Source organism: Myxococcus sp. AB056 (genome assembly GCF_006547365.1).
GTDB classification, from domain to species: domain Bacteria; phylum Myxococcota; class Myxococcia; order Myxococcales; family Myxococcaceae; genus Myxococcus; species Myxococcus virescens.
On sequence record NZ_VHLB01000015.1, the window covers coordinates 105,112 to 123,785 of the forward strand.

Here is an 18,674-nt window from a genome sequence, read left to right on the forward strand (position 1 = left end):
GGCGGCAGAGCGGCACGAGGGTCCACGTCCCAGACCGCCGCCGGGGATGGGGGTCCACTGCCGGGACGGGGGGCTGGGCGCGAAGCAGTGCGTCCGCACGGGACGTGGAGGTGGGGTGGCACGCGGGTAAGGGGTGGAGATGGCTCGGCTTTTCGCGGAGCACGGGCGGGTTGGAGGAAGCGGAGCGGGCTTGGTATGTGCGAGCGACTGTCGGGCAGGAAACGGAACGCAACCTGCACTCGGCCCGCGAGCCATGAACATCTCCGAACGCTTCCTTCCGCCGCCCTGGACGGCGTCCGTCGTCCTCCTGTGCGCATCCGCGTGCATCAATGTGCCGGCCGTCGAGCCCGCACAGGCAGAGGTGCGAATCACCGCGCCGGCGGGAACGGCCTACACGAATGGTGTGGTCGAGGTCCGACTCGACGTAACGGGCCATACGCCGGACCGCGTGGAACTGCTCAAGGACGGCGAAGTGATGGCGGAGCTGGCGCCGCCATACACGTACACCTGGGACACGGCGGGAGAAGCGGAAGGGACGTACCGGCTGGAGGCGCGCGCGGCGATGGGAGATGTCGCGTACGTGAGCGCGAACCGCGAGGTGGTGGTGGACCGGACGCCGCCACAGGTGGTGTCACGCGTGCCGGAACCGAGCGCCCAGGAGGTCTGGGTGCAGAGCCCCATCCGCGCCGAGTTCTCCGAGCCCGTGAAGCAGAGCACCGTGACGACGGAGTCCGTGCACCTGACAGTGGGCGACGTGGCCGTGGCCCACACGGTGTCCCTGTCGGAGGACGGGAAGACGGTGACAGTGGTGCCCGTGACACAGATGACCGCGCCGAGCACCGTGACGCTGGCCTTCTCAGGGACAGTGACGGACCTGGCTGGGAATGCCGCCGTGAATCTGGGGGAGGCGTGGAGCTGGGCTGTTCCTGAGTTCGTGCCGTATCCGACGCACTCAATCGTTCCACGCCATCCCTATACGGGAGTTACTGCCTACCTCAAGCTTGGCCCAAGCGGGCACCCTACAGTTCTGACACATCGATTTGATGGTCAGGCCGGGAACCTTTTCGTGAGCCGATGGGATGGCGACTCCTGGGAACAGCTCGGCGGCGGGCTGAAAACGAGTCCAGAAGAATTCACCATCTTCTCCCCCAATCTCCAAATCCTCCCAAATGGAAATCCAATCATCGCCTGGACGGAGAACCTCGGCACAGAGTCAAGCAATTACATTCACGTCGCGCAATGGAATGGCGAAACATGGGAACGACTTGGAGGCAGCGAAGGAATCGTTCCTGCACGACCCCATGCATGGGATGTCGCACTCGCGCTCACCAGCGACGGTCGGCCTGTCGTTGCAACCAACATGGACCCAGAAGACGCCGAGGGCGGTATCCAAGTCTATCAATGGACCAATGAGCAGTGGCAGCGAATTGGTCCTCCTGTGTATGACTCCCTCTACTCAGTACGGACGCCCCAGCTCGCGCTAGACTCTCTTGACAACCCCACGATCGCCCTTGCGCATCCCGCAACTGAGATGCAGGGACGTATCGTCGTTTGGCGCTGGACGGGAAGCGAGTGGGCGCAACTAGGAGAGTCCGTCAACAGCAGCGCAAACCCAACCTCCTATTCCTCCGGTCTCAGGTCACTTCTTTTCAACTCAGCTGACGAACCCATCATCTCCTGGACGGGTAGCAGCACAGGCACACAAGATGACCTGTTCTCCAGCATTTGGTCCAACAACCAATGGGTCTCGCTAGGAACTCCGCCGCGGACGGACGCAACGAGCATCCGAACAGTCCGTGGGAGCACTCTCACCACCAACGATGCGCTCCTCCTAGTGTCGACCGAATATGACACCCTGGGGGGAATGATCAATGTCCATCGCCTAGAGAACAATTACTGGCAGCTCGTATGGAACAGCCGGGCGGCCTTTCCCGGAACGCGAACCTCCATAGGAGCGCACAGCTTCGACGCAGACAGCTCCGGGAATCTGGCATTGACCTGGACCGAGCCAAGAGAAGAACAACACGTCGAAATTGTCGTGTATCGGCGAAACCAATAAATCAAGCCCCAGCCCATCCGCTACGTATCCAAGAGAGTCAAAGATGAGGATCGCAACAGCAATTGTCGCATGCCTTGTGTCCACGACTGCGTACTCGGCCCCCCGCCGCACGGTGGTGGCCAGCGGCGACTGCAAGGACGCGGAGCTGAGCGGGCAGGCCAAGGCATTCCTGGGTGCCCTCGCCTCGCGCCCCGAGCAGGACACCCTCACCGCCAACCAGTTCAGCGACCGGCTCTTCCCGCAGCCCACCAAGAGCTATGAGGACCTCCAGCGGCAGCTCGAAGCCGCCCAGGACCAGTTCTACGAAGGCCGCAACGCCAGGACGCTCCAGGCCGTCGACGAAGCCCTGCAGCAGATCACTCGGCTCCCCGTGGGAGACGCCCGCTGGAAGCTCTACGTCGAAGCCCAGCTCCTCCACGGCCTCAACTACCGCGCCATGGGCAAGCCGAAGGAGAGCGACACCGCGTTCCGCAACGTGCTGCGGCTCCAGCCCGAGTACCAGCTCAACCCGGACTACTTCGCCCCTTCCGTTCGACAGAACTTCGACAAGCTCCGGAAGGAACTCGCCCAGACGCGCAAGGTGAAGCTGTCCGTGAAGTCCACGCTGCCCGCCGCGGACGTGTACCTGGATGGGCTCAAGCTTGGGCAGACGCCGCTGTCACTCGATGCCGTCCCGGGCACCTATCACCTCACGCTCGTCAAAGGCGCCACCACGAGCTTCCCACGGCACATCCAGGTGCAGGGCACGGAGACGCCGCTGCTCGTCCACGTGGCCTATGAGGGCGCTGTCTCCGCGAGCCCCTTCCCCTGCCTCGCCACCTCCGACGGCAACGACGAGCGCACGCTGAGCCATGCGGTCCGGCTGGGCGGCACGCTCGGCGTGGAGGAAGTCATCGTCGTCCGGCTCGAGCGCCCGAGCAGCGGGCCCAAGTGGTTCGCGGCCACCGTCCTCAATGTCGAAGGAGGACAGAAGCTCCGCGAAGGCGGCTTCAAGACCCAGGGCGCGGACGCGCCGGACGAGGCACTCGCGGCGCTGGTCGACTTCGTCACAACCGGCCGCTCACCCTCCAACCTCGTGGTGATGAACGCAAATGGAAAGGCCCCGTGGGAATCTTCCGGGAACGTGGGCAGGAACGGGAGCGCGTCAGCAGGCGGCATGGACCTGACGGCCCCCAACCTCATGTCAGAGGGCGACGCGTCCGGGACACGCTCCACCTCCGGACTTCGCACGGCCTCGTATGTCGCGCTGGGAACAGGTGTGGCCGCATTCGGTGGCGCGGGCATCGTCCGGCTTCTTGCCCAGAAAGATGTGAACGCACTGGAGAAGCGGCTCGACAACGGCCGGATTCTGTCCAGTGACAAGGAGGCGATGGGGCTTCGCGACTCGCTGGTTCAGAAGAGCAACGTCCTCAATGGGTTGCTCGTCGGCGGAGGCGCGGCAGTTGTCACGGGCGCGGTGCTCTACCTCCTGTCTCCTGATTCGAGCTCGGCACCGCCCGTCTCAGTCGGACTCTCCGCGGACAGCCACGGCGCGGCAGCCTCACTGTCTGGTTCATTCTGACGCACTATTCACGAATCCAAGGACACGCATTCCGCGAGAGGTGGACCATCCGAGTCATTCCACCTCTCGCGCAGGCAAGCAGGCACGTCGAGTGCTGGATAGGAGAGACGCGTCAACAAACACCGCCGGGCCATCACGGCGCATAGAGTGCCGCCCATGATGCGAGCCCTCTTCGTCCTGCTGCTGGCCACGAGCGCCTCCGCGGCTTCTCCCCGAACCCTCCGGGTCGACTACTTCCACACCGGGAACGCCACCGAGGAACGGTTCAGCCTCGACAAGGTCGTCATCGAGCCGCTGCCCTGGCCCGGCCACCCGGAACGGGCCATCGACGAGACGAACCTCGGCAAGTACCTCTTCGAGGTCCGAGACAGGGAGAACAACCGGCTCCTGTTCTCGCGAGGCTTTGCGTCCATCTACGGCGAGTGGGAGGTCACGAACGAGGCGCGCAGCAGCAACCGCACCTTCCATGAGTCCCTCCGCTTCCCCGCGCCTGCGCGCCCCGTGCAGGTGCTCCTCAAGAAGCGGGATGCCCAGAACGCCTTCCGCGAAGTGTGGTCGCTGGTTGTCGACCCGAAGGACATGTTCGTCGACTCCTCGTCTCCTCCCGCGCCCGGGCCGCTGTTGAAACTGCTGGAGAACGGGCCGTCAGCGCAGAAGGTCGACCTGCTCATCCTGGGCGACGGATACACGAAGGCCGAGCACGCCAAGTTCGAGAAGGATGCCCGGCACATGGTGGACATCCTCTTCACCTTCTCTCCCTTCAAGGAGCGCAAGTCGGACTTCAACGTGTGGGGGCTCGTCCCCGCCGCGGCCCAGTCCGGCATTTCGCGCCCCTCCACCGGCGTCCACCGGCGCTCTCCCATCGGCGCCACCTACGATGCCTTTGGCAGTGAGCGCTATGTGCTCACCTTCGACAACAAGGCCTTCCGCGAGGCAGCGGCCTTCGCGCCCTACGAGTTCGTGGAGATCCTGGTCAACGGCAACACCTACGGCGGCGGCGGCATCTTCGGGCTCTACGGCACCGTCGCCTCGGACAGCCTGTGGGCGCCCTACGTCTTCGTGCACGAGTTCGGCCACCACTTCGCCGGGCTGGCGGACGAGTACTACACCTCTGAATCCGTCTATGCGCCCGCCGCGGACCGCCTGGAGCCCTGGGAGAAGAACGTCACCGCGCTCCACTCCCCGGAAGACCTGAAGTGGAAGCACCTGGTGTCACCAGGAACACCCCTGCCTACCCCCTGGAACAAGGAGGGATACGAAAAGCATGCCACCGCCGTGCAGAAGCAGCGCGGCCAGATTCGGGCGCAGCGAAAGCCCGAGTCAGACATGGACAAGCTCTTCCTGGCTCAGCGGGACTGGGAGGAAAAGTTCCTTTCCTCACAGAAGTATTCAGGCCGGGTCGGAGCCTTCGAGGGGGCCATGTACGAGTCGAAGGGCTACTACCGGCCACAGGTCGACTGCGTGATGTTCACTCGGGATCGCGTTCCATTCTGCGCGGTGTGTCAGAGCGCCATCTCCGAAGTCATCGACCTGTATTCCAGCCCTCCGGCCAGGTCTCCTCAGGCCAATCCCTGAACGCCTGAAAATCCGGTCACCTCTTGTGTGAAATGCCCATGTCACCAGGAGCGGACATTGGATTGCCCTCCGGTTCAGGTGTAAGGGGGACGCAACCTGCTTCCCATGGAGGGGAACTCATGCAGAGACGATTTTGGCTCCCGGCGGTCGTCACGGCCGTGATGGTCACGATGGGCACGGGATGTGGCGACGAATGCGTTGACCAGTTTGACTGCCGCACGGACAAGGGCACGCCGGCCGCTGGCAAGCAGTGGACCTGTAACTCTGGCACGTGCGAGCAGCGCGACATCACCCAGGGCCCGGATGCGGGCACCGAGGAAGACGCGGGCACCGAGCCGGATGCCGGCGAAGGTGACGCGGGTACCGACCCGGAGGGCTGCACCAGCAACGCGACCTGCGGTCTGACCGAGACCTGCAACACCACGACGAGCACGTGCGAGGACTCGGGCTTTGCCACGCCGGTGGCGACGACCAGCACGCAGATCCAGGCCGTCCGGGATGCGGCGGATGGCGCGCTCGACCCCGCGCTGCCCATCGAGGGTGCGTTCGTCACGTTCATCAAGCCTGCCGTCACGGGCAGCAACGAACTCCCCGGCTTCTTCGTCCAGGCCGAGGCCCAGGGCCCCGCCCTGTTCGTGTCCGACGCGACGGCGCTGGCCGCGGTCGCCGTGGGTGACCGCGTCAGCTTCTCCGTGTCCTCGAAGGCGACCACCGGCGGCCTGCGCTCCGCGGCCACCGTCACCGGGACCACGGTCATCAGCCAGGGCCACCCGGTTCAGAACCAGTCGACCGCCACCCCGGCCGGCCTCGCGGTCAACCGCTCCGCGGACACGTCGGACACGCTGGTGAACGGCCTGGACTCCGTGGAGTCCGAGCTCACCTACCTGACGGGCACGATTGCCGCGGCCGGCACTGGCATTGGCGCCGGCTACACTGGGTTCCAGATCACCACCGAGGGTGTCATCGCTGGCACCGCCAACTTCCGGCTCCGCGTGCCCACGACGCTCGCCACCGAACTCGACCTCATCCAGGGCTGCACGTTCACGCTGAACGCGGGCCCCATCTGGCGGTTCGATGCCGCCGCCCAGCCGTCCGCGTTCACGGCCTCCGAGCTCACCCTGTCGGGCTGCGCCGCGCCGACGTTCAAGTCGGCTTCGGCGACGTCGCTGACGGAGCTCGTGCTCAGCTTCAGCCGCAGCATCTCAGCGGCGAGCATCACCAACGCGCCGGAGCAGTTCACGCTCACCGAGGGACTGACGATCTCCGAGTTCCGCGTCGAGGGTCAGCGGGTCATCCTGACCACGAGCGAGCAGACCCCGGGCACCACCTACTCCGTCACCGTCGCGAACACCGTGACGGACGTGGCGGGAGGCTCTGTGGCATCGGAGGCCAGCACGCAGACGTTCCGTGGCTACCGCACGCCGGCCGTTCTCCAGCTGACCGAGGTGCAGCCGAACGCGACTGGGTCCGGCAGCGCCAAGGACCTGGTTGAACTGCAGGTCCTCACTGCGGGAACCACGGCAGGCCTCATCTTGGTCCAGGACAGCGTCACCGCCAACCCCGGTACACTCGCCAGCTTCCCCGACGTGGACGTCGCGGTCGGCGACATCATCGTGGTGCACCTCAACCCGGTCGACACCCAGGCGAATCCTTTCAGGGCCGAGACCCTGACGAAGGATGAAGCCCCGCGGAGTGCCAATCCCACGCACTACGACACTGCATGGGATTTCAGGGGCATTGGTACCAATGCCATCACCTACTCGAGCCGGATCATTCTCGTGCAGGACGCGGCTGGAACCATTCAGGACGCGGTGCCGTTCCGGACGACGGGGACCCCTCCCGGTGCCTTCCCGGGCCACCTGCAGGCCATTCAGGCTGCCGGCCAGTGGCTACCGGCCGATTGCGAAGGTGCCCCCTGCACCAACACGTCCACGCCTTCCGCCGGTGACGTGTCCGCATCCTGGGCAGGTATTCCGAACAACGCTGATCCCACCAGCAACAGCGTCCGCCGCCTAAGCGCGACGGACACCAACACGAAGGAAGACTGGGCGGTGGGCGCTCCTTCGTGGGGCCTGCCCAACTTCTAGTCTGACGGCTTCCACCTGAAGCCTCCGGGCCGCGGCTCCTTGTGAGCCGCGGCCCTTTTCTTTGCCCCGGGTTCGGTAGGACCCTGTGCGCCGTCGTCACGGCTGCCTCTACAGTGCCGACACTTCATCCGTGGGCCCGACTCCTTCGCGGGCCGGAGTCTTCATGCGCGCCCATCACGCCCTGCTCCCCATCCTCGCGCTGCTGCTGACCGCATGTTCTGACTCCGCGCCTCCCCACACTGACGACACCGGACCGGGCCTGGCCATCACCACGGAGGCGCTCCCCGCCGCATCCGTCGCGCAGGCCTATCGCAGCTCCCTCACCGCTTCGGGTGGCACGCCTGCCTATTCGTGGCGCGTCGCGCAGGGCGCACTGCCCACCGGACTCAGCCTCTCCACCCTGGGCGAAATCACCGGGACGCCCCAATCAGCGGGCACCGCTTCCTTCGGCGCGGAGGTCCGTGATTCGCGCGGACGGACTGTTCGCGCCACGTTCGAGCTCGAGGTGCTCAACGCCGGCCTCCAGGTCGCGTCATCCACGCTCCCCGATGCATACGTCGGCGACAACTACGCCGCGCAACTCGACGCTTCGGGCGGCACGGAGCCGTACACCTGGACGCTCGCGGAGGGCACCCTCCCGTCGGGCGTGCGCCTCGACGCACAGGGGCACATCTCCGGCGTTCCCGCCAGCTCCGGCACCTTCTCCGTCACCGTCCACGTGCAGGACGCCACCGGGCATTCGAGCCAACGTGTCCTCTCGCTCTCCGCTTTCACCGCGCCCTATCTCGCGAGCGGCACGCTCCCCTCCGCCTCGCTCGGAGCGGCCTACTCCACGGAGCTTCACGCCGTTGGCGGGCGACCACCGCTCACGTTCCGCATCACCTCGGGTGCCTTGCCCACGGGCCTCCAACTGGATGCCAGCTTTGTCCGAGGGACGCCCAGCGCACCAGGAGCCGCCTCCTTCACGGTCGAGGTTCAGGACGCCAATGGCCGTGCGGCGTCCGCCACGTTCAACCTCACCGTCCAGGGCGGCATCACCCTCACCCCCAGCGCGCTACCGGATGCCTATACCGATGCCGCGTATCGACAAGGCCTGTTGGTGATGGGTGGACGCGCGCCTTATGCCTGGGTGCTCAGCGCGGGTTCGCTTCCCGCCGGCATCCGGCTCACCAGCGCCGGCCTGCTCGAAGGCACCGCGTCCACGACGGGTACCTTCTCCTTCTCCGTCCAAGTCACTGACGCCGACGCACGCGTCGCCACCCGGGCGCTCGACCTTGTCGTGTACCGGCCTCCGTCCGTGGATGAACCTGCGATTCAGCTCGACGGGTATGTCTCGCAGTCCTTCAACGCCACGTACTCCGTCACTGGCGGAAAGGCGCCGTATTCGTTCTCTCCAGCCAGCCCCCTTCCCTCCTGGCTGCAGCTCTCCGCCTCCGGACGGCTCTCAGGCACGCCTCCCGCTCCCGGCACCACCAGCGGACAGGCCGTCGTCACCGACGCAAACGGACGGACGGGCACACGCGCCTTCACCCTCACGGTCTACGAACTCCCCACCGTCGTCACCACATCGCTGCCCGATGCGCGCAAGGACCTGCCCTACTCCACCCAACTGCAAGCATCCGGCGGCAAGGCGCCGCTTTCCTGGCACATCGTGTCGGGGATGCCGCCTTCAGGGCTCACGCTCTCAACATCAGGAACCCTCAGCGGCACCCTCTCGGAGCTCGGGTACTCAGCATTCACAGTCACGGTGACGGACGCCACGGGCAAACAGGGCTGGCACGCGATGGTCCTCCACGTGCGCTCCGCCAGCGCCCCCCTCACAGTGGGCCATTGGAACCTCGAGTGGTTCGGTGCCCCCACCCAGGGCCCGCCGGACGACCTTCAGATGGCCCACGCGCGCGACATCATTCGCGAATCGGGGGTCAACGTGTGGGGCCTCGTGGAGATGGTGGACGCCGCGGACTTCGCCACCCTCAAGGAGCAGCTTCCCGGCTTCAATGGCTTCCTCGCCAATGACACGTCCTTCGTCCCCAACGGAACGGCCTACTACAGCAATGGCGAGCAGAAGCCCGGCATCCTCTACGACAGCACCCTCACGCTTCAGGAGGCGCAGCTCATCCTCACCGCGAACGCCGCGGACTTCGGTGGCCGCCCTCCCCTGCGCGTGGACTTCACCACGACCGTCCAGGGCGTGAGCACCCCACTGGTCGTCATCGTCGTTCACCTGAAGGCGTTCGACAACGAGACCGCCTACGGACAGCGGCAACGCTCCAGCGCGGCGCTCAAGTCGTATCTCGACACATCCCTGCCCACCGAGCGCGTGCTCGTCATTGGCGACTGGAATGACGATGTCGACCAGTCCATCACCCAAGGCAGCGACGGCGACCCTCTGCCCAGCCCCTTCGCTCCGTTCGTGGCCGACACGCAGCGATACACCTTCATCACCGAGCCACTGTCCCTGCGCGGCTTGCGCACCACCCTCGACTATCACGACGCCATCGACCACACGCTCGCCTCCAACGAGATGGCCGCGAACTACCTGCCCGGCTCCGTCGAAATCCTGCGCCCGGACGCGTGGATTCCCAACTACGGCGACATCGTCAGCGACCACTATCCCGTCATCAGCAGCTACGACCTGGGAGACTCCGGCGGCGACACGGACCCGGAGCCCTTGTCCAACCTCATCATCAACGAGGTCCTGCCCAACGAGCCCATCCCGCCCGGGCAGACCGTGTCGGACACCCATTACGAATTCATCGAGGTGTACAACGCGGGGACCTCCACCGCGGACCTGTCCCGCTGGAGCCTGTCGGACTCCGCATCCGTGCGGCATGTCTTCGCCCCCGGCACCACGCTCGCTCCCGGCCGGGTCTTCGTCGTCTTTGGTGGCGCTCGAGGCTTCCCGGCCGGTACGCCCGATACCGTGGCCGCATCCTCTGGCGGCCTGGGCCTCAACAACGATGGCGACGTCGTCAGGCTCCTCTCGCCCGATGGGAGCAACGTCAATGAGATGTCCTACGGAGGCACCTTCGACAACATCTCCTTCAACCGGTCGCCCGATGCCACACCCGGCGCGGCGTTCGACTATCACCACCTGATAACCCCAGGGCTCAGCTCATCCCCGGGCCTCCGCGTGGATGGCCGGGCGTTCTGACCCGCTCCCGCGACAGGCGCCTCCGACCCCGGTTTCAGCGAAGTGAATCGAGCGGCGCGCCTGGGCCCACGGTGTCCCCGCGTGGGGCTGACTCTTGCTGGCGCGGTGGTTCGGCACCGGGCCCCGGCATCCCATCCACGCGGTGCGCTACCAGACCTCCGGGACCATCGCCGTAGATGACACGAACCTCGTCTCCCTCGTGATACTCCCGCAGGCCCGTGACGAGCTCGCCCTTCATGAAGAGGCGGGTCTGGTCATCCACTCCGACGTCGTACTCCACGCCGTCATCGCCGCGGATGAGCAGCTCGTTGTCGCCCACCCACTCCACGCGGCCATGGAGCTGGTCCGTGGGCGCTGGCCGTCCCGAACCGCCCTGCCCCGCCCCCAGCGTGCCCACGGGAAGCGAGCCGGAGCCAGGCGCCCCGGATTCTGGGGGCCGCTCGCGTGAGGCCATGAGGCCGCGAAGGACATCCGAGCGGCCTTCTCGCTCGCTCGCGGATGGAGGCCCCCGGCTCTCGCTCCGCTGGCCGCAACCGAGCCACACGGCGAACAGCCCGAATGCCATCAGCCTCCAACCGCGCGTTGCCCTCATGCGCTCGTGCCCCCCGCGTGTGGAAGTTCATCGCGACGGCCGGTCCGCACCGGCCCGCGCCTGTCTCTTCCTCAACATGCGGATGGCCCTGGCGGCCGAGAACCCAGTGCTTCCCAAGGCGCACCTTGATGGCGACCAGGGAGGCGTTAGAGCGCTCCGCCTCACGGCATCTCAGCCTGCGTGGATGCCTCGACCTCGAACGCACCAGCTGGTCAGCATCCTCCTGAAGCCTGCCCCAGGAGGACCTCCCGCGCGGGTGTGTCAGCGCAACGAAGCCTTCTCGGAGCGGCTGCTCGGCAGTTCGGAGGAGCAGGCCATGCGGCTCGACGCAACACCGCCCTGGTCTCGTTCGTCAGCGCGGACGAGCGCTACGGCCGGGCCGCGTCAACAAAGCGCACGAGGACGGGTTCGGGCTTTCGCAGGAGCAACTCGGAGGGGCGGCCTACTGCGTGCCGAGCCCCTTCGTGAAGCGGAGGGAGCGGAGTTCGAACAGCAATCCATGCGCTCGTCCGAACCGCCGTGCAGGAAAGGGAAGAAGCCGCGCGTCGTCCCACCACTCGACGCGCGCACTCCCGTCGGGGGCATCGGCCAGCCCCCGACGGCCCTCGGAACTACTCGATGGCGAAGATGAGCGTCACCTTCGCCTGCACCCGCTGCTCCTCGGGCTGGATGGGCGTCGCCATCGCGCGGGCATCCGCGACCTCGGCCATCGCGAAGCGCGCCGGGTAGAGCTGCGGCGGCTCCGTCACCGTGCTCGCGTCGAGCACCGCGCCCAGCTTCACGTTCAGCGACGCGGCCAGCACCTCCGCCGACTTGCGCGCCCGCGCCACCGCCTGCCGCAGGGCCTCACCCTGCACCGCCTCCTGGCGGCTCAGCCCGAAGCGCACCGAGTCCACCCGGTTCGCGCCCGCCGCCAGGGCCTGGTCCAGCAGGTTCCCCACCCGCGACAGGTCCTTCACGTGGACGCTCACCATGTTGCTCACCCGGTAGCCCTTCAGCTTCGGCTCCGTCTGGTTCGGCAGCGGCGGCGCGTACTCCGGGTACACCGAGTAGTTACGCGTCTGGATGTCCCGCCGCGCGATGCCCGCGGACGTCAGCGCCGCAATCACCTTCTCCATCCGCTTCGCGTTCTGCTCGCCCGCCGCCTTCGCGTTCGGCGCCAGCGTCTCCACCGCCACGTCGATGAAGGCCTCGTCGGGCTGCGCCTTCACCTCACCGGTGCCTTCCACGCGAATCGTCCGCATGCCCGCCGGGGCCTGCGCACGCGGCGCGGAGATGGGCTGTGGCTGCGCGAAGGCCGTCAGGCCAGTGAGCAACATCGCTGTCAGCAACAGGGGTCGAACAGGTCGAGCGAACATGGTGCCTCCTCAGGAATGGGCCGCTGCGGGTCGTACTGCAACGTCCTTACCCCTTGGAACGGCCGTCAACGGGTGACATTCATATTCCTCGTGCTCGTGCCCGGAGCGCTCCTTCTCCCTCCTGGAAGAAGGAGCGCCGGACTGGCCGGAATCCTGTCCCGGCGGAATGTCACGGACCGGCGGCTTCGGCGCCGGCCATCTCCCGCACCACCTGACCGGGGCCCCGGCTCGCCACCGAACGCACCTTCGTGGTGGCCTTGCGCCGCGCGGCCCTCAGCGCATCCCGGCCCATGTCCATCACCGCCGACACCGCGCCCACGACCAGGTTGCCGGGCGGCGTGTCCGGCGCCATCGGGTGCGGCCGCGTGGGCGCCGCCTTCCGCGACATCTCCAGCACGTCGCCCATCGTCCGAAGTTCCTGCGGACGGAAGACCTTCTTCAGCGCCGGGAAGAGGTCGCTCTCCTCCTGCAGGACGTGCGCGCGCACGTTCTCCATCAACACCTGCACCTTCGCGTCGAAACGCTCTGCTTCCGGGGACATTCCGTCCAGCTCCGCCAGCAGCCACTTCACCACGTGGTGCTCCTCCAGCGAGCGCAGCACGTCCGGCCCCAACTCCTCCGAGCGTGAACGAACCGCGGGGTAGAACACCTGCTCCTCGATGACGGCGTGCACGGCCAGTTCGGTGACCATCTGGTCCACCAGCCGACGCTTCAACTTGTGTGCATTGGGGCCCGCCTTCTCGAACTTCCGGAACAGCTGCTCCACCGTCTTGTGGTCCGCCTTCAGCAACGCGATGGCATCCATGGACTCACCTCCTTGAGAGTTCGTTGGCCGCTGGCGTCCTGGCGCAGCGCGGCATGTCGTGGATGGTGGGGATGACGCCGCTTGGATGCGCGAGCGGCGCATGGACGGCCTGGCCGCGCGGCCGCTCAACGGGCAACCCGCCACGCCGCTGGGGATGCGACGGACTCCGAGACTCCCGGGCAATCACCCGTGGGCGTTTCGCGGGCCAATGTCCGTGCCACCGTACCTCGGGAGGATGGGGTGCGCCGCTGGTGGGACTGGGGAAGGGAGAGCACCGTGATGAATGACATCCTGCGCGTCCGGGTCGCGCGCGTGACTCGCGAGGCCGAGGACATCCTGTCGTACGAGCTGGTCGCGATGGAGGGAGGCACCCTGCCCCCCTTCGAGGCCGGCGCCCACCTGGAGGTCCGCGTCCCAGGTCCGGGAGACTTCCTGCGCGCATATTCACTCTGCAACGATCCGGAGGAGACCCACCGCTACGTCATCGCCGTGGCCCGCGACGCCAAGGGCCGCGGGGGCTCGAACGCCATGCACGAACGGGTGCACGAGGGGGACGTGCTGGAGGTGAAGCCTCCTCGCAACAACTTCCCCCTGCTGTTCGCGCGCAGCTACGTGCTGGTGGCGGGGGGCATCGGCATCACCCCCATGCTGTCCATGGCGCGCACGCTCCAGCGCACCGGCGCGGACTACACGCTGCACTACTGCGCGCGCGAGCCCGGCCGCACCGCCTTCCGCGAGCTGCTCTCCCAGGCGCCCTTCGCCGAGCACGTGCGCTTCTCCTTCGACGGAGGGGACCCGGCCCGGGGCCTGGACGTGAAGGGACTGCTGGCCACGCGACTGCCGGGGGCCCGGCTGTACTGTTGCGGCCCCGCGGGGTTGATGAAAGCCGTGCGCGACGCGGCCACCCTGCACCGCTGGCCTTGGGAGAAGGTGCACTTCGAGTCCTTCACCGCCGAGGGCACCAGCGCCGCCACGGGCCGGGAGGAGCAGGGTTTCGAGGTGACCATCCGCAGCACGGGCCAGGTGCTGCAGGTGCCCGTTGGCCAGTCGGTGCTCAACGTGCTGCGCCGCAACGGGGTGCGCATCCCCAGTGACTGCGAGGCCGGGACGTGCGGCACCTGCGTCACACGGGTCTGCGACGGCCAGCCCGACCACCGCGACACCTTCTTCCAGGCGGAGCCCGCGGGTGACCAGCGCATGCTCGTCTGCGTGTCACGCGCCCGCTCCAAGCGGCTGGTGCTGGACCTCTGACACGGCCGGGCCGGGAGCTATGCCGCCCGGCCCGACGCCTCCCGGCGAGCACGCGCCACTTCGGACCGGACGAGCTGACGCAAGGCTTCCGGGTCGAAGGGCTTCTCCACGCGCGGATTGCCCACGCGCTCCAGGAACGTCCGCGCGGTGGCCGTGAAGGCGCCGCCGGTGATGAACACGATGCGCTCCGCTGCTCGCGAGTCCACCTGCGCGAGCGCGTCGTACAGGTCCATCCCGGTCATCTCCGGCATCATCAGGTCGCAGAGCACCACGTCGTAACGGGCCTCTGTCCCGGTCAGCTTCTCCAGGGCCCGCCGCGCGCTCACCAACACATCCACGTCGTTCTCTCGCGCGAGGGTGCGGCGGATGGCGCCACTCACCAGGGCATCGTCGTCCACCACCAGCACGCGGCCTCGTGTCGCCGCCTCGGTAGCGGGGAGCCGTCCATCCTCGCCCACGCGGTCTGGAGGCGGCCCGTCCGCGCTCGCGTGGGTGGACGACGGCGCTCCCTGGTGCGAGCCCACGGTGCCCGCCTCCGAGGACCGTGACATGCCGGATGTGACACTGGCGTCCTGCGCGGCCATCCGCCCTCCGTTCTCCTGGCTTGCCGCCGGGGCGTCGGAATCCACTGCCCGGCCGTCCGTGGACTTCGCCTGTGGAGGCGTGATGCCCCCCTCAGCCCCTTGCGCCCGCTCCGGAGCAGCGGCCCGCGACGCCGAGTCCGGTTCGCCACGCAGGCGCATCGTGGTCGCGTCGCTCGCCGCCACACCGTGCTCGACAGACACATCAGGCACCGTTGCGATGTCTCCCGAAGACGCTGGAGTCACAGGCACCGCGGCCCCCGGCACGCCTCGGTCCGACGTCGCGGGAGGCTCCACCGAGGCACCGTCCCCGCCAACCCGCTGCGCCTCCGCCGCGGCCCTCAGCGTCACGCGGAACACCGAGCCCCGCCCGGCCTCGCTGTCCACGGCGATGGTGCCGCCCATGGCCGTCAGGTAGGCGTGGCACAGCGACAACCCCAGCCCCGTGCCCACGCCCACCGGCTTCGTCGTGTAGAAGGGGTCGAAGATGCGGCCGAGCAGCTCCGGCGAAATCCCGCTGCCCGTGTCGCGCACCTCCGTCACCACCCGCCCATCCAGGCCCCTGCGCGTGATGAGCCGCACCTCGTTCGACTCCGCCTGTCCCTCCGGCAGCGCCTGCGCCGCGTTGATGAGCAGGTTGAGGAACACCTGTGCCAGGCGCGCCTCGTTGCCCTCCACGCGCGGCACGTCGCCGTAGTCGCGCACCAGCTTCGCGCGTGGGCGCAGCTCGCCCATGGCAATCTTCACCGCCGAGTCGAGCACCGCGTGCAACTCCACCGGCCCCTGCTTCTCGTCATCCGGCCGGGAGAACATCTTCAAGTCCTGTACGATGCGCCGCACGCGGTCCGCGCCCAGCAGCGCGTCACGCAGCGCCTGATTCACATCCTTCAAGCGAGCGCCCACGTCGCGCGTCCCGTCCAACTCCCGCGCGAGCGCGTCCGCCTCCTCGCTGGCGTGCTCCAGGTTCGACACGATGTACGCCAGCGGGTTGTTGATTTCGTGCCCCACGCCCGCCGCGAGCTGTCCCACCGCCGCCAGCCGCCCCGTCTGCACGAGCTGCGCCTGCGCCTGCCGGAGCGTGCGCATGTTCGCCTCCAGCTCCGCGTTGGCCCGCGCCAGCGCCTGCGTGCGGTCCTTCACGCGCTCCGCCAGCCACCGCTCGCGGTCCTTCAACTGCCCCACGCGCAGCAGGTACACGCTGACGCCCAGAATCCCCACGCCCAGCACGCACAGCAGCCAGAAGCCCGTGCGCTGCCACAGCTTCGGCTCCAAGACGACGTCCAGGGACACCGGCTCGGTCCACCCGCCGTCCCGGCCCTTCGCCTGGACCTCGAAGCGGTAGCTGCCGGGCCGCAGGCCGTTGTACAGGGCCCGCCGCGACTCCGCGTGCACCCAGGTGTCGTCATGGCCCGCCAGCCGGTAGCGGAAGGGCAGCCGCGCCGCGTCCACCGGCGTGAAGGCCGTGAAGCGAATCTCCAGCCGCGAGGCCCCGGGCTCCAGCTCCACCGGCCCCTCCATCGGCACCGGCGTGCCCTGGACGCGCACCTCTTCAATCCGCACCTCGGGCGGCTGCCGGCTCTCGCGCACCCGCACCGGGTCCACCACGATGGCGCCGCGCAGGTTGGTGAACCACAGCCGCCCGTCCTCCCCCCGCCACGCCGACGGCTGCGTGTTGCCGTTGCACTCCGCGCTGCGCATGCCGTCGCGCGTGTCGAAGTCCAGCGTCGTCAAGCGCGGACGCACGCCCGCCGCCACGTCCTCCAGATCACGCCGGGACACGCGGGACACGCCCTTGTTGCTGCTCATCCACAGCGAGCCGTCCCCGTCCGGCACCAGGCTGAACACCGCGTCGTCGTACAGGCCCTGCGCGACGGTGAAGCGCGCCCAGGTGTCCTCGCGCCACCGGCCCAGCCCCGTCTCCGTGCCCACCCACACCGTCCCGTCAGGGTCCGCGTGCAGCGCCAGCACCAGGTCGCCCGGCAACCCGTCCTGCTGCGTGAAGCGCTGGAAGCCCTTCTGCTCGCCGTCCCAGCGCACCAGCCCCGTGTCCGAGCCAAACCACACCCGGCCGCGCGAGTCCTCCACCATGACGATGATGGGGTTGGTGAAGCCGTGCTTCGGGCCGTACACCGTCACGCCGCCGCCATGCATCCGCGCCAGGCCCGCTTGCGTGCCCAGCCACGTGTCCCCCCGCGAGTCGACCAGGATGGCCGTCACCACGTCGTGCGGCAGCCCCTGCGCGCGCGACACCCGCGTGAAGCGCTGGCCGTCATACCGGTATGCACCGGTGAGGGTGCCCACCCACAGCGTCCCGTCATGCGCCTCGTGCATCGCGGGGATGACGCTCTCCGGAAGCCCTTGCTCGGTGCCCACGTGGTGGAACGTGCGGTCCTCGTACCGGAACAGGCCGCTGGTGGTCCCCACCCACAACGTGCCGCGGCGGTCCTCCAGCACGGCGCTGACCGTCTCGTCGGCCAGCCCCTCGGGAATGCCATAGGTGGCGAAGGGACCGTCACGCAGGCGCATCAGGCCCGAATAGGTGCCCACCCAGAGGTGGCCGTCCCGGTCCTCCAGCAGCGACAGCACCGCGGACTCCGCCATCCACTCCATGCCGGGCACCGGCTCGCTGAAGCCCTTCGAGTTGTGCCGCGTCAGGCCGCCGCGATGCGTGCCCACCCAGAGGTTGCCGTCACCGTCGGCGTACAGCGCGTTGACGGACAGGGACGGCAGGCCATCGTCGGTCGTGAAGCGCTGCGCCACCACGCCATTCCACGAATAGAGGCCCGCCTTCGTCCCCAGCCAGAGCACGCCCGTCGCATCGCGACGCAGCGCCATCACATAGGGCCGGGACTCCGGCCCGGGGAAGGGGAACGGCGCCGGCTCCACGCGCCCATCCACCCACCGGGCCAGCCCCTCCGGCGTGCCCACCCAGAGTGACGTGCCCTCACCGGGCGTCAGCGCCGTGATGTGGGAGGCAGGCAGGCCATCCGCCACCGTGTACTGGCGCGTCACGCTCTCGCCCATGCGCACCTGCCAGAGCCCCGCGGTCGTACCCACCCACAGCAAGCCATCCGCCGCCACCAGCGTCTCCACCCTCGCGGTCTCCAGCGGCCCGGCGGCGCCCGGGGCACGCTCGAAGCGGCCGTCGCGGTACGCCACCAACCCCTGGCCCGTGCCCACCCACAGCGTGCCCGACGCATCCTCCGCGAGCGCCTTGATGGTGTGGTTGCGCAGCTCCGGCGTATTGCGCTTGTCGAACACGGTGAAGCGCGCGCCGTCGAAACGGGCCAGCCCCTCCCACGTGCCCAGCCAGAGGTAGCCGTCGCGCGTCTGCACCATGGACAGCAGGCTGTTCTGCGGCAGCCCGTCGTCGCTGCGCCACATGTCCTGGCTGTACTGCGAGACACGACGCTGGGGGTCCAGGGCCATGCCCGGCGTTGCCAGGATGAGTCCCACGAAGAAGAACCACCCGATGAACCCCCGCCCGAGAGCGCGGGCTCGCTGCCCCGGAGTGCGCATGTCGCACGCAGTGTCCAGCAGAAATGGCCCAGAGGCCACACGCCGCCGAATTCATCGGAGGTGGAACGTTCAGTGAACGGTCTTGGCGGCAGCGGCGAGGGACCGGCCTCCTCCCCCTGTACAGCCCCACCG

General features: G+C 68.0%; 10 protein-coding genes. 6 read left to right on the forward strand and 4 right to left on the reverse strand.

Annotation, left to right across the window (positions count from 1 at the left end):
* The first annotated feature begins 253 nt into the window (after positions 1–253).
* From FMP39_RS09940 to FMP39_RS09960, 5 genes are all read left to right on the forward strand, one after another.
* The gene (locus FMP39_RS09940) at positions 254–2,059 is read left to right on the forward strand and encodes an Ig-like domain-containing protein (RefSeq protein WP_228557845.1); all 1,806 of its coding nucleotides are present in this window, start codon (positions 254–256) and stop codon (positions 2,057–2,059) included.
* On the forward strand, positions 2,034–3,620 hold the full coding sequence (locus tag FMP39_RS09945; protein ID WP_141589707.1) for a PEGA domain-containing protein: 1,587 nt from the start codon (positions 2,034–2,036) through the stop codon (positions 3,618–3,620). Before FMP39_RS09940 ends, FMP39_RS09945 begins: the two co-directional genes overlap by 26 nt.
* Positions 3,621–3,776: 156 nt before the next feature.
* Positions 3,777–5,195, forward strand: a complete 1,419-nt coding sequence (locus tag FMP39_RS09950; protein WP_194858327.1) for an IgA Peptidase M64 — start codon at positions 3,777–3,779, stop codon at positions 5,193–5,195.
* A 119-nt stretch (positions 5,196–5,314) separates the two neighbouring features.
* A complete protein-coding gene (locus FMP39_RS09955) occupies positions 5,315–7,282 on the forward strand; it encodes an Ig-like domain-containing protein (protein WP_141589708.1) in 1,968 nt (655 codons plus the stop codon).
* Between the two features lie 163 nt (positions 7,283–7,445).
* The gene (locus FMP39_RS09960; RefSeq protein ID WP_141589709.1) at positions 7,446–10,436 is read left to right on the forward strand and encodes a putative Ig domain-containing protein; all 2,991 of its coding nucleotides are present in this window, start codon (positions 7,446–7,448) and stop codon (positions 10,434–10,436) included.
* Between the two features lie 34 nt (positions 10,437–10,470).
* On the opposite strand, the gene FMP39_RS09965 is transcribed toward FMP39_RS09960, so the two are convergent.
* The 3 genes from FMP39_RS09965 to FMP39_RS09975 form a co-directional block, all read right to left on the reverse strand.
* The gene (locus tag FMP39_RS09965; RefSeq protein WP_141589710.1) at positions 10,471–11,001 is read right to left on the reverse strand and encodes a hypothetical protein; all 531 of its coding nucleotides are present in this window, start codon (positions 10,999–11,001) and stop codon (positions 10,471–10,473) included.
* 638 nt (positions 11,002–11,639) lie between these two features.
* On the reverse strand, positions 11,640–12,386 hold the full coding sequence (locus FMP39_RS09970) for an SIMPL domain-containing protein (RefSeq protein ID WP_141589711.1): 747 nt from the start codon (positions 12,384–12,386) through the stop codon (positions 11,640–11,642).
* A 169-nt stretch (positions 12,387–12,555) separates the two neighbouring features.
* On the reverse strand, positions 12,556–13,191 hold the full coding sequence (locus tag FMP39_RS09975; RefSeq protein WP_141589712.1) for a hemerythrin domain-containing protein: 636 nt from the start codon (positions 13,189–13,191) through the stop codon (positions 12,556–12,558).
* Positions 13,192–13,470: 279 nt separating this feature from the next.
* Here FMP39_RS09975 and FMP39_RS09980 point away from each other — a divergent pair, with 279 nt between their 5' ends.
* Positions 13,471–14,442 (forward strand): PDR/VanB family oxidoreductase, encoded by a 972-nt coding sequence (locus FMP39_RS09980; RefSeq protein ID WP_141589717.1) that lies wholly within the window; start codon positions 13,471–13,473, stop codon positions 14,440–14,442.
* 17 nt (positions 14,443–14,459) lie between these two features.
* On the opposite strand, the gene FMP39_RS09985 is transcribed toward FMP39_RS09980, so the two are convergent.
* Entirely contained in the window at positions 14,460–18,542 is a 4,083-nt protein-coding gene (locus FMP39_RS09985) for a two-component regulator propeller domain-containing protein (RefSeq protein ID WP_228557846.1), read from the reverse strand.
* Between the last annotated feature and the right edge of the window lie 132 nt (positions 18,543–18,674).

Coding starts and splice junctions, on each gene's coding strand:
- FMP39_RS09975 (WP_141589712.1), bottom strand. CDS start 13,191: ATGGATGCCATCGCGTTGCTGAAGGCGGACCACAAGACGGTGGAGCAG.
- FMP39_RS09940 (WP_228557845.1), top strand. CDS start 254: ATGAACATCTCCGAACGCTTCCTTCCGCCGCCCTGGACGGCGTCCGTC.
- FMP39_RS09980 (WP_141589717.1), top strand. CDS start 13,471: ATGAATGACATCCTGCGCGTCCGGGTCGCGCGCGTGACTCGCGAGGCC.
- FMP39_RS09970 (WP_141589711.1), bottom strand. CDS start 12,386: ATGTTCGCTCGACCTGTTCGACCCCTGTTGCTGACAGCGATGTTGCTC.
- FMP39_RS09950 (WP_194858327.1), top strand. CDS start 3,777: ATGATGCGAGCCCTCTTCGTCCTGCTGCTGGCCACGAGCGCCTCCGCG.
- FMP39_RS09955 (WP_141589708.1), top strand. CDS start 5,315: ATGCAGAGACGATTTTGGCTCCCGGCGGTCGTCACGGCCGTGATGGTC.
- FMP39_RS09985 (WP_228557846.1), bottom strand. CDS start 18,542: ATGCGCACTCCGGGGCAGCGAGCCCGCGCTCTCGGGCGGGGGTTCATC.
- FMP39_RS09965 (WP_141589710.1), bottom strand. CDS start 11,001: ATGGCATTCGGGCTGTTCGCCGTGTGGCTCGGTTGCGGCCAGCGGAGC.
- FMP39_RS09960 (WP_141589709.1), top strand. CDS start 7,446: ATGCGCGCCCATCACGCCCTGCTCCCCATCCTCGCGCTGCTGCTGACC.